Below are 12,008 nucleotides of genomic sequence, written 5' to 3'. Positions count from 1 at the left end.
TCAAACACTTTTCTTCGCTGCAGCGCCTTCTTTGGCGCGGAGCTCTTGCAGCAGGTGACTGGAAAGCAGGATACCGGTATGGATCTGCTGGAGGTCATCAACGCGCGACTCTTTGGTCAATTGCTCGATAGTCTGATGGTCGCTGAAGCGCAGATTGCACACCAGCTGATTAGTTTCAGCCAGTTTCACCATCTGCGGTAACGTCAGTTGCGCCAGGGTATCAACCATGGTTTCGTCAATTCCCAAACGAAACATCGCGGACACTTTCTCATCGTTGATCAGCCGCTGTGCTAAAAATAAATACGACAGGTTGAAGTCATAAATATGCTTAAGTAATTCGGAGGTACCCATAATCCCTATCCCGATAAGCCATGTTAGAAAACATACACGTGGCGTGTTACTTAATCGCCCGTGACCTCAGTTATTTCCCCAAGAGGCAATTAAAACACTCACTCGCGATAGCTAAAAATTCAGCTAATCGTCAAATTCGCCCCACTGTTAATAGTTTGTTACAGGTGCAAACCGGAGTGGAGGATGTAAAGAATTTGCTTCGAGAGAGTTGAATTGCCATGAAACTATTTTTAGAAATTCTATAAGAATATTCTTAAGGCGGCGCAACTCTACTCCCGAATCATTAGCACACACAATTAAGTATGGGGAAATTTTGAATGTAATGAGATATAGATCACAAAAACAAAAAATAATACCGGTAACAACACCTCATTTCGATCACTTTATAACCAACATTCGATCATTTAACGATCACAAGTAAATGAATTACCTTAAAAAAAGTGTTATCAACCATTACTATTAGTTTTTTTTGGTACATTTAGAACAAAAAAATAACATTATAAAAATTGAAGAATAAAAATCTGAACAAGCGGTAAATTCAACGCAAATCATTAGTTTTCACCGTAAAAAATAACCATGGTGTAATACAGGGATATTAGATCTAATACTCGAATAGCACCTATGGAAAAAGTATAAAAAACGTACAATAAAGCGATGGTATCGGCTAGTCTTTCAGCGCGGATGATTGTACAAAATACAATCTAACAACCTCATATCGCGGCGCCTGACGCTATTTTCCCGCATCTTCTCGTGGCTGAACTCCTGCAGATATGGATAAAATTTCGATAACAATTACGGCCCGGCGCATTACCCAAAATGGGTATTTCCGCCGGGTTACTTTTCTAACATTCCTTTAACGAAACGAGCTTATTAACACATTGTAATAATAAAAATCGAGAATTAATTAACGACGTTGAGCCCAAGTTTAAAGCCATCAAGAATATATTTTTAAACCGTATAAATACGGCGAAGTAATAATAATAAATAGATATATGAGGATTTTTCCTTCGGCAATAAGCGACCTATCGCTCTGCCCCCTCCCCTTATTATTGGTAGGTGAAAATGACAAAGACATTTGCAGCGCTGTAGTAAAGCGATAAGCGCGCAATATCGCGGCTGGATCACATTTTATCGTTGCCGATCGCATTTTCATCACTTCCGCGTTCCGTTGGATTTTCGGTTATGTTTAAATTAGCTAAACCGGTTTAACAAAGTTTAGCTACAAGGATTATAAGTATGATCAGTAAAGTATGGGTACTCGGCGATGCGGTCGTCGATCTGCTGCCTGAGGGCGATGGCCGCTTATTACAGTGTCCGGGCGGCGCACCGGCTAACGTTGCGGTCGGCGTCGCGCGTCTTGGCGGCAATAGCGGGTTCATCGGCCGGGTCGGCGATGACCCTTTTGGCCATTTTATGCGCCAGACGCTACGACAAGAGAACGTGGATATCAGCCACCTTTCTTTAGACCCCGCACAGCGCACCTCAACCGTCGTGGTGGCGCTGGATGAACACGGCGAACGAACCTTTACCTTTATGGTTCGTCCGAGCGCCGATCTTTTTTTACAACCAGGCGATCTCCCTCAATTCGCGGCCGGGCAGTGGCTGCACGTCTGCTCTATCGCCCTCAGCGCCGAACCCAGCCGTAGCAGCGCCTTTACGGCGATGGAACAGATTAAACGCGCCGGCGGCAGCGTCAGCTTCGACCCTAATATCCGCAGCGATCTGTGGCAGGATCCCCAGCTGTTACGCCGTTGTCTCGAACGGGCGCTGGCATTGGCTGACGTGGTGAAACTGTCGGAAGAGGAACTGGCCTTTATCAGCGGTAGCGATGATATTGCCAGCGGTATTGCGCGAGTCCGCGAGCACTTTCAGCCAAAACTGCTGCTGGTCACGCAAGGAAAAGCCGGAGTACAAGCAGTGTTCCATCAGCAGCATATTCACTTCCCGGCCCGTCCGGTGGTCAGCGTTGATACCACTGGAGCCGGCGATGCCTTTGTTGCCGGGCTACTCGCCAGCCTCTGCGCACACGGCTTTCCTGACAATGTCACCGCGCTGGAGCCGATCGTCGCGCTGGCGCAAACTTGTGGCGCGTTGGCGACTACCGCCAAAGGCGCGATGACCGCCTTACCGTATCAGAGCGATGTGAACCGCCAGTTTTAACGATGTAAGCAGGCAAAATAATTAAAACGTTTTAGCAAAATTAGCAAAGCGGCGATTCGGGGCATTCCAGGCCCCCAATAGCCCATGATGATGACAGACTTTGTAGAGGGTACTATGGATTTTCAACAGATTTCTCGCGCGCTGCTGCCGCTGCTCGGCGGCAAAGAAAATATCGCCAGCGCCGCGCACTGCGCCACCCGCTTGCGTCTGGTACTGGTCGATGACGCGCTCGCCGACCAGCAGGCCATCGGAAAAATTGAGGGGGTAAAAGGTTGCTTTCGCAACGCCGGGCAGATGCAAATCATCTTCGGTACCGGCGTGGTTAATAAAGTGTATGCCGCCTTTATTCAGGCGGCCGGTATCAGCGAGTCGAGCAAATCCGAGGCCGCAGACCTGGCGGCGAAAAAACTGAATCCGTTCCAGCGGATCGCTCGCCTGCTGTCGAACATCTTTGTGCCCATTATCCCGGCTATCGTCGCCTCCGGCCTGCTGATGGGACTGCTGGGAATGGTGAAAACCTACGGCTGGGTCGATCCGGGTAACGCCATCTACCTGATCCTCGATATGTGTAGTTCGGCCGCTTTTATTATTCTGCCAATCCTGATCGGGTTTACCGCCGCGCGTGAATTCGGCGGCAACCCTTATCTTGGCGCAACCCTCGGCGGTATTCTTACCCACCCGGCGCTGACCAACGCCTGGGGAGTGGCTTCGGGCTTCCACACCATGAATTTCTTCGGCCTCGAGGTGGCGATGATCGGTTATCAGGGGACGGTATTCCCGGTGCTGTTGGCGGTATGGTTTATGAGCCAGCTTGAGAAGCAACTGCGACGCCTGATTCCCGACGCGCTGGATCTGATCCTCACGCCGTTCCTGACGGTTATTATCTCCGGTTTTATCGCCCTGTTGATTATCGGCCCGGCCGGTCGCGCGCTCGGCGACGGCATCTCCTTTATTCTCAGCACGCTCATTGCCCACGCCGGTTGGCTGGCGGGGCTGCTGTTCGGTGGGCTGTATTCGGTGATTGTTATTACCGGTATTCACCACAGCTTCCATGCCATCGAAGCCGGGCTGCTCGGCAACCCGTCGATCGGCGTCAATTTCCTGCTGCCTATCTGGGCGATGGCTAATATTGCCCAGGGCGGCGCCTGTCTGGCGGTGTGGTTTAAAACCAAAGATGTAAAAGTGAAAGCCATTGCCCTCCCCTCCGCCTTTTCGGCAATGCTAGGCATCACCGAAGCGGCGATATTCGGCATCAACCTGCGCTTCGTTAAGCCATTTATCGCCGCATTGATTGGCGGCGCGGCGGGTGGCGCCTGGGTGGTCTCCATGCACGTCTATATGACCGCCGTCGGCCTGACCGCCATCCCCGGAATGGCTATCGTACAGGCCAGTTCCCTGCTTAACTACATCATCGGACTGGCTATCGCGTTTGTGGTCGCCTTTATCGTTTCGCTGACGCTCAAATACAAAACGGATGCTGAATAATGCCGCAGCCTTCTTTGTTACCGATGGTCCTGCAGGCCGTCATGAACCACCAGCCGCGCGCGCTGCGGGATAACCACTATCCGCAGTGGCATCTGGCGCCGGTATGCGGGCTACTGAACGATCCAAACGGTTTTATCCACTTCGACGGTCGCTATCATCTTTTTTATCAGTGGAATCCTCTTGCCTGCGATCACAGCTATAAAGGCTGGGGGCACTGGAGTTCGCCGGATCTGCTGCACTGGCGGCATGAACCGATTGCCCTGCTGCCAGACGAAGAATACGACCGCAACGGCTGCTACTCCGGCAGCGCGGTAGATAACAACGGCGTCCTGACGCTCTGCTACACCGGTAATGTGAAATTTAGCGATGGTAGCCGTACCGCCTGGCAGTGTCTGGCGACGCAAAATCCCGACGGTACTTTTCGTAAACAAGGCCCGGTGCTGGCGCTGCCAGCAGGTTATAGCGGCCACGTGCGAGACCCCAAAGTCTGGCGCGATGGCGAACGCTGGATGATGGTGCTGGGCGCGCGCGATCTGGCCGACCGCGGCAAGGTTCTGCTATTCAGCTCCGCTGATTTGATGCAGTGGAATAGCCATGGCGAAATAGCCGGTAACGGACTTAACGGCCTGAAAGACGCCGGCTATATGTGGGAATGCCCGGATCTGTTCCCGCTCGGCGATCGGTATATTTTACTGAGCTGCCCGCAGGGATTTCCGCGTGAGGCACAGCGCTTCCTGAACACCTATCCGGCAGTCTGGATGCAGGGCCATTTCGACCAAACCGCCGCCACCTGGCGACATGGCGCGATCGAAGAGCTGGATAGCGGCTTCGAATTCTATGCGCCGCAAACCACCCTGGCGGAGGATGGCCGCCGTCTGCTGGTTGGCTGGATGGGCGTTCCCGACGGAGAAGAGATGCAGCAACCTACGCGGGCCCACGGCTGGATCCATCAGATGACCTGCCTGCGGGAACTCAGCTGGCGCCACGGCACGCTGTATCAAAATCCCGTGCGCGAACTGGCGGCGCTTCGCGGCGAGGCGCAGGACTGGCAGCCCGAACCGCTGGCGCTGCAGCCGATGGAACTCGCCTTCGAGGTTGCGCCAGGCGATGCGCTGACGCTGGATTTCGCGGGTGCGCTGCAGCTTTCGCTGGACAGCCGCGGCGTACGCCTGGCCCGTCGAAGCCTGATAGCTGATACTGTCGATTACCGTTACTGGCGCGGCGCGGCGCATAAACTGCAGATCCTCATCGATCGATCCAGCGTCGAGATCTTTATTAATGATGGCGCGGGGGCGATGAGCAGCCGCTTCTTTGCCGATTATCCAGGTAAACTGGTATTCGGCGGCGCGACGCCGGTGGCATTCTGCTGCTGGCCGCTGCGGCCATGCATGGTAGAATAAGCGTTTTGCTTTCAGGCGCCTGGCTCGTGATGAAACCCAAACGCATTACCATAAAAGATATCGCCGAACTGGCTGGCGTCTCTAAAGCCACCGCCAGCCTGGTCTTGAACGGTCGCGGCAAAGAGCTGCGCGTGGCGCAAGAGACGCGCGAACGGGTGCTGGCTATCGCCCGCGAGCAGCACTACCAGCCGAGTATTCACGCCCGTTCACTGCGCGATAGCCGCAGCCATACCATTGGTCTGGTGGTACCCGAGATCACCAACTATGGTTTTGCCGTTTTTTCTCACGAGCTGGAAACCCTGTGCCGAGAAGCCGGCGTACAGCTGCTTATCTCTTGCACCGATGAGAATCCCGGTCAGGAGAGCATGGTGGTCAATAATATGATTGCCCGTCAGGTCGATGGTTTAATTGTCGCCTCTTGCATGCATAGCGACGCCGACTATCTGAAGCTCAGCGAACAGCTGCCGGTGGTGCTGTTCGATCGCAATCCAAACGATAGCGCCCTGCCGTTAGTGATGACCGATTCACTGGCGCCAACGGCGGAACTTATCGCCCGTATCGCCGGACAACATCCGGATGAGTTCTGGTTTCTCGGCGGGCAGCCGCGGCTCTCACCCTCACGCGATAGGCTGGCCGGATTTAGTCAGGGACTAGCCCAGGCAGGCGTTGAGTTGCGCCCGGAGTGGATTATCAACGGCAACTATCACCCAAGCTCTGGCTATGAGATGTTTGCCGCGCTGTGCGCCCGTCTCGGGCGGCCTCCTAGGGCGCTGTTTACCGCCGCCTGCGGCTTGTTGGAAGGGGTACTACGCTATATGAGCCAGCATAACCTGCTGGACTCCGGGATCCATCTGGCCAGCTTCGATGACCACTATTTGTATGATTCGCTGTCGCTGCGCATCGATACCATACAGCAGGACAACCGCCAGTTGGCCTGGCACTGCTACGATCTCATCAGTCAGTTGATCGACGGTAAAACGCCACAGCAGCTGCAGCGTTATCTGCCAGCCACGCTGCAAATGCGTTATCAACCCGCCAGATAACAACGGGCCTGGATCGTGGTTCAGGCCCGTACTGTTAACGATTAATTGTCATCAGAAAGGTTTCGTTGGCAGATACTTTCCATCGAAAGTAATCACCGCGCGATGTCCGCCTTCCGGATCGCTGACTTTTTTCACATCCAGCTTAAAATTAATTGCGCTGATAATCCCGTCGCCGAATTTTTCATGAATCAGCGCTTTCAGGGTGGTGTCGTAGACCTGCAGCATTTCATAGAAGCGATACATGGTCGGATCCGTCGGCACGCGGTCCTCAATAGAGCCTCTGACCGGAATCGTTTGCAGCAGCAAAATATCATCATCGTTGAGCTCCAGTTTTGCGCCTACCATTTTCGCGACTTCGACAGGCAGCGGGTGCTGCCCCAACAGCGCGGCCGTGACAAAGGCTTCTGATAAACCAGTGCCTTCAACAAGCTGTGCAAAGGAGAGATCCTTTTTGGCTTTAATCAGCAAAATTTTATTCGCTAACTCCAGACGAACTTCGCGGCTGACTTGTGACTGAATCATAGTGTTACCTCGTTATATCGTAGTGAAATGAAATTACTGACCGTAAACCGGCACCGCTCGGGTATCCGGATGACCGGCCAGCGAAATAAAAGCTCTGGTATTGCCGTCATAAGCGGCAATCTCCCCCGTTTCAATGTCATACACCCAGCCATGTAATGTCAGACGTCCTTCATCAAGCGCCAGGCGTACCGCAGGGTGAGTTTGAATATTCGCCAACTGGGCAATCACGTTTTCATGCACCATCGCCGCGGTTTTGGCCTGCGGGTCGCGATGCTCGCGGGCATCGTTGACCACTTTTGCCGAATCCGCATATTGCAGCCAGTGCTTAACGGCGGGCACATGATCCAGACAGCTACACTGCGCAATTGCCGTCATCGCCCCGCAATCGGAGTGGCCGCAAATCACAATATCCGCGACCTTCAGGACAGCTACGGCATACTCCACCGATGCCGACACGCCGCCGGGCTCCGGACCGTAAGAAGGGACAATATTGCCGGCATTACGGATGACAAACAGATCGCCGGGTTCACGCTGGGTGACCAATTCAGGAACCATCCGGCTATCGGAACAGGAAATAAACAGCGTACTGGGGCTCTGCCGGGAGGCTAAACTTTTAAACAGTTCAGCGCGTTCAGGAAATGCATCACGTTGAAATTTAAGAAAACCATCAATGATTTCTTTCATGATAATGTCTACCTCGCTGTGGAATGACAGGGAGGTTACGCGGCGCATGGCATAAAATAAAAGTCTTGTTTATAATCAAATTCATCCAAAAAACTTATGGATTGAAAGCGTGAATATTCGCTATGTTAGATACTTCCTGGCCGTCGCCGAACATCAGGGTTTTACCCGCGCGGCGGAAGCCCTGCATATTTCACAACCGGCGCTCTCACAGCAAATCAGGATGCTAGAAGAGAGCCTGGATGCGCAGCTTTTTGATCGTAGCGGCCGGTATATTCACCTGACGGATGCGGGCGAGGTGTTTTTGCAGTATGCCCATCAGGCATTTCAGCTGCTGGATGAGGGCCAACGCGCCATTCATGATGTCGAAGACCTCAGTCGCGGTTCTCTGCGCATTGCCGTGACGCCCACCTTTACTTCTTATTTCGTCGTGCCGTTAGTGGCTGAATTTCATGCGCGTTATCCGCATATCACGCTGGATATACAGGAGATGTCGCAGGAGAAAATGGAGGGCATGCTGCTGGAAAATGAGCTGGATATTGGCGTTGCCTTTGCCGAGGGAGTTACACCAGACATTGTTTCCACCCCGCTGCTACAGGAAGTGCTGGCGCTGGTTGTGGCGAACCATCACCCGCTGGCCCGCGAAGAGTCCCTTTCGTTGCGCCAGCTGGCCGCGGAGGAATTTATTCTGCTCAACCATCATTTCGCCACCCGGTTGCAAATTGACCACTGCTTACAGCACGCCGGTTTCCACCCGCGGGTAACCATAGAAATGCATTCGATCAATGCCATCCTCGATATCATCCAGCGAACCCAATTAGTGACCATTCTGCCGCTGAATGTCGCCGCCCAGCGCACTGGCCTGGTGACCAAGTTGTTGGAGGAAGCAACGCTTGAGAGAACCGCGGTGTTAATGCAGCGCAAAGGCGCCCGACCAAAAGCCGCGGCGAGGATTTTCGCCGACATGGCCCAGCAGCTGGCTGCCCGAATAGAAAGTTAAGCGTACCATGGCGCGGTCAGCATCTGGCCCGCCTCCTCCCTACTGCAACAATCTTACCGTAGCCAGTATGACCATTTGCGCAAAACAGATTTCCCGCGATTGGCATACTGAAATTGTTAACGATATGTATAATTTTATCTGCTAAGCGGTATTCAATATTCCGGCTTCAACGTCAGCATTATTTTCACCCTACCTTATTCCCCCTGACAAGGAATTGACAATGAGTGAACGCTCTCATGACCGAGGTAATAGCCTTGCGATGGTCATATATAATCTACTCAATCCGGTGCCTTACGGCTTTTTTATCGCCGGTCTTATCTTCGATATTATTTACCTCTACAGTACTAACGTGATGTGGGGAAAAAGCGCCAGTTGGCTTATTGCCCTTGGCCTTATTTTTGCCATCATTCCGCGGTTGATTAATCTGGTGCAGGTCTGGTTTTTTACTCCTCGACGCCCGGCAGCAAAAATTGATTTCTGGCTAAATCTCATCGCTATTATTGCCGCGTTGGTAAACTGTTTTGTTCATAGCCGCGACGCATGGGCAATTGCGCCGCAGAACGTTATCTATTCATCGATTACCGTTATCTGTCTGCTTGTCGCCAATATTATCAGCTCCACTTGCCTGGCTAATAATAAGGGGATTCGCCATGAATAAATTACTACTGCCCCTGCCCGTTATGCTCGCCACCGCGCTTGCCCTGTCCGGATGCGATGAGAAAGCGAAACTTAGCCCGGATCAGCAGGTAGGGCCCGATCCCGTAATGCCGAAGGCCCAGGATTTCCTGATGCCGCCGATGCAGGTTCCCCGCGGCGTAGGCTGGAAGACAGATGGACAACCGGCGGTTGCCCAGGGGCTGAAAATAGAAAAAATAGCCGACGGATTCCTGCATCCCAGAATGGTCTATGTCCTGCCAAATAACGATGTGCTGGTCGTTGAAAGCAACGGCCCTGGCGAGGAGCCGCTGACTACGCCGAAGCAGCTGATTGCCGGGATAGTGAAAAATCAGTCAGGTAAAGGCGGAAAAGGCGGGAATCGCATTACGCTATTGCGTAAAAACGCCAGCGGCTGGGAAAAACATATTTTCCTTGAACATCTGCACTCGCCTTTCGGTGTCCAACTAATCGGCAATAATCTTTACGTCGCCAATACCGGCAACATCATGCGTTATCACTACCAGCCGGGGGCGACACGTATCAGCGATGCGGGGAGCGAGCTGGCGGACCTGCCCAGCACCGTCAATCACCACTGGACCAAAGCGTTACTGGCAAGCCCGGATGGTAAGAAGCTGTATGTGGGCGTCGGCTCGAACAGTAATATCACCGAAAATGGCCTGGATATTGAATATCGTCGCGCCACCATTCTGGAGGTTGATACGGCCACCGGCGCAAGCCGTATCTTCGCCAGCGGGATCAGGAATCCTACCGGACTCGGCTGGGAACCGCAGACGGGCAAGCTTTGGGCTATTGCCAACGAGCGCGATGAAATCGGCGCCGACCTGGTACCTGATTATTTGACTTCGGTACAGGATGGCGGGTTTTATGGCTGGCCGTGGAGCTATTTCGGACAGCACGTTGACCGCCGCGTACAGCCGCCGCGCCCGGACATGGTCGCCAAAGCGATCAAGCCGGATTATGCCCTGAGTTCCCACGTTGCGCCGTTGGGAATGCTGTTTTATACCGGAAACATGTTGCCACAAACCTATCAGGGCGGCGTGTTTATCAGCGAGCATGGCAGCTGGGACCGTTCGCCGCTGAATGGCTATAAAGTCAGCTTCGTCGCCTTTAAAGACGGCAAACCCGTCGGTAAACCAGAGAGTGTAGTCACCGGCTTTGTCTCGCGCGATGAGAAAGAACTGTACGGCGCGCCGGTCGGACTCGCGCAGGATAATGAAGGGGCGTTAATCATTGCCGACGATGTCGGTAATACCGTCTGGCGCGTCAGCGCAAAATAAAATATCACTATCAATTATCCGGCTTCCCGCAGTCAGGGAAGCCTTTTTTATACCCTCATAATAATTATCCTTAGATATTGCCGGGAATAATTAGAGAAACAAAGTGATAAGCTGTGACATCAGGACCGCTATTGTAGTTGGCTACACCAGAATAGGTTGCTGAGAAACATTCATCATCAATGAGACGTAGACCAGATGAACCATTTATCCGCAATCAGAACTTTCGTTAGCGCCGCTGACTATAAAAGTTTCAGCGCTGCCGCCAAAGCCTTAAATATCGAAGTATCCACCGTCTCTCGCCATATTTCCGAGCTGGAAGCGTATTTACAGGTGACGTTGTTTAACCGCTCTACCCGTGGATTAGCATTAACCGAAACCGGGGCATTTTTTTACTCGCACGCCCAACAACTGTTATTACAATGGGAGGAAGCCCGCCAGTTAACTTCCGCACTGGATAAACAGCCTTCCGGCCTGCTGCGGTTAAGCGTCCCCAGTACCTTTGGCCGTCTGCACGTGATGCCTTTCGTGGATGAATTTCTTCGTCTGCACCCCAACATTTCGCTGGATATCAGTTTTAACGATGAAGTGCAGGACCTGATTGAAACGCGCATCGACCTGAGTATTCGCATCGGTGTTTTGCCTGACTCATCGATTCATGCCCGTAAACTGGCTTCGCAAACGCGCTCAGCCTGGGCCAGCCCGCAGTGGATTGCGGAAAACCGCCCTTCTGCCACGCCGGGCGCCGATCAACAGCAGATCGATATCGTGATGTTTTCTCGTCTGCATGGCGCCGGTTGGTATACGCGTAAGATGGGTTCAGAAGATGAATGGCAGCGCATCCCGATTAACTACCGACTGAGCGTTAGCGATAGCGCCGCCATGCTTTATGCCTGCGTCAATCACACCGGGATTGCGATTTTACCGAACTGGCTATCGCAGCAGGCTGAAGAACAAGGGCTCATTCAACGGGTATTCCCGGAGTGGGAATTTAGTATGTTCCCCAGCGAAACCGCCATCTGGATGCTCTACCCGCAAAACAGGAGAGTGCCGCATAAAGTCCGGGCATTTATCGACTTTATGGTTGAAAAGATTGGGATGCCGCCCTACTGGGAGGTGGAGACTCATTAATGACGAGAATAGGTGAAGCAGGGATGTGCCGGAGGAACCCAAAGCAAAAAGGGGTTACCTTTCGGTAACCCCTTTTCATATTTGGCGGAAGCGTAGAGATTCGAACTCTAGAACCCTTTCGGGTCGCCGGTTTTCAAGACCGGTGCCTTCAACCGCTCGGCCACGCTTCCGGTATGGGGCGCACTATAAACACCTCTGCCGATGCTGTAAAGCATCATTTTGTTCAACTGCCTTAAAAACAAACAAATCTGCGTTATTCGTCTGAATTTCAGGCAGTTTGCGC

Annotated in this window: 11 protein-coding genes and 1 tRNA gene; 8 read left to right on the top strand and 4 right to left on the bottom strand. The window is 52.8% G+C overall.

Annotated features, from left to right (window positions below):
• Positions 1 to 351 carry a flagellar transcriptional regulator FlhD gene (flhD, locus tag PGR79_RS20715; protein WP_015367348.1) on the bottom strand — a complete coding sequence of 117 codons (351 nt, stop codon included), beginning with the start codon at positions 349 to 351 and terminating at the stop codon, positions 1 to 3.
• Between the two features lie 1,236 nt (positions 352 to 1,587).
• Between flhD and PGR79_RS20710 the strand changes: the two genes are divergently transcribed.
• From PGR79_RS20710 to PGR79_RS20695, 4 genes are all read left to right on the top strand, one after another.
• On the top strand, positions 1,588 to 2,511 hold the full coding sequence (locus PGR79_RS20710) for an aminoimidazole riboside kinase (protein ID WP_087858111.1): 924 nt from the start codon (positions 1,588 to 1,590) through the stop codon (positions 2,509 to 2,511).
• A gap of 114 nt (positions 2,512 to 2,625) precedes the next feature.
• Positions 2,626 to 3,996 carry a sucrose-specific PTS transporter subunit IIBC gene (locus PGR79_RS20705; RefSeq protein WP_430922434.1) on the top strand — a complete coding sequence of 457 codons (1,371 nt, stop codon included), beginning with the start codon at positions 2,626 to 2,628 and terminating at the stop codon, positions 3,994 to 3,996.
• On the top strand, positions 3,996 to 5,396 hold the full coding sequence (locus PGR79_RS20700) for a sucrose-6-phosphate hydrolase (RefSeq protein WP_430922432.1): 1,401 nt from the start codon (positions 3,996 to 3,998) through the stop codon (positions 5,394 to 5,396). Before PGR79_RS20705 ends, PGR79_RS20700 begins: the two co-directional genes overlap by 1 nt.
• Positions 5,397 to 5,425: 29 nt before the next feature.
• A complete protein-coding gene (locus tag PGR79_RS20695) occupies positions 5,426 to 6,439 on the top strand; it encodes a LacI family DNA-binding transcriptional regulator (protein ID WP_430919345.1) in 1,014 nt (337 codons plus the stop codon).
• A 51-nt stretch (positions 6,440 to 6,490) separates the two neighbouring features.
• Here PGR79_RS20695 and cynS read toward each other — a convergent pair whose 3' ends face one another.
• A complete protein-coding gene (gene cynS, locus PGR79_RS20690) occupies positions 6,491 to 6,961 on the bottom strand; it encodes a cyanase (RefSeq protein ID WP_271032286.1) in 471 nt (156 codons plus the stop codon).
• A 33-nt stretch (positions 6,962 to 6,994) separates the two neighbouring features.
• Positions 6,995 to 7,645 carry a carbonic anhydrase gene (locus PGR79_RS20685; RefSeq protein ID WP_113374301.1) on the bottom strand — a complete coding sequence of 217 codons (651 nt, stop codon included), beginning with the start codon at positions 7,643 to 7,645 and terminating at the stop codon, positions 6,995 to 6,997.
• A 109-nt stretch (positions 7,646 to 7,754) separates the two neighbouring features.
• On the opposite strand from PGR79_RS20685, the gene cynR reads away from it, so the two are divergent.
• The 4 genes from cynR to PGR79_RS20665 all read left to right on the top strand — a co-directional run bounded on the left by cynR (position 7,755) and on the right by PGR79_RS20665 (position 11,725).
• Positions 7,755 to 8,642, top strand: coding sequence for a transcriptional regulator CynR (gene cynR / locus PGR79_RS20680; protein ID WP_430922430.1), 888 nt, complete (start codon positions 7,755 to 7,757; stop codon positions 8,640 to 8,642).
• A 220-nt stretch (positions 8,643 to 8,862) separates the two neighbouring features.
• Complete coding sequence (locus PGR79_RS20675) at positions 8,863 to 9,300, top strand: DUF2231 domain-containing protein (protein ID WP_087858116.1); 438 nt, start codon at positions 8,863 to 8,865, stop codon at positions 9,298 to 9,300.
• Positions 9,293 to 10,597 (top strand): PQQ-dependent sugar dehydrogenase, encoded by a 1,305-nt coding sequence (locus tag PGR79_RS20670; protein WP_087858117.1) that lies wholly within the window; start codon positions 9,293 to 9,295, stop codon positions 10,595 to 10,597. Before PGR79_RS20675 ends, PGR79_RS20670 begins: the two co-directional genes overlap by 8 nt.
• A gap of 195 nt (positions 10,598 to 10,792) precedes the next feature.
• Entirely contained in the window at positions 10,793 to 11,725 is a 933-nt protein-coding gene (locus PGR79_RS20665; protein ID WP_113374272.1) for a LysR family transcriptional regulator, read from the top strand.
• 82 nt (positions 11,726 to 11,807) lie between these two features.
• Here the strand turns inward: PGR79_RS20665 and PGR79_RS20660 are convergent.
• Positions 11,808 to 11,895 (bottom strand) — tRNA-Ser (locus tag PGR79_RS20660).
• Positions 11,896 to 12,008 lie beyond the last annotated feature (113 nt).

Origin of the sequence: Klebsiella sp. 141161 (assembly GCF_050600815.1) — a bacterium.
GTDB classification, from domain to species: Bacteria; Pseudomonadota; Gammaproteobacteria; order Enterobacterales; family Enterobacteriaceae; genus Klebsiella; species Klebsiella aerogenes.
The sequence above is the reverse complement of the archived record's forward strand: the minus strand, read 5'-3'. Positions and strand labels throughout refer to the sequence as shown.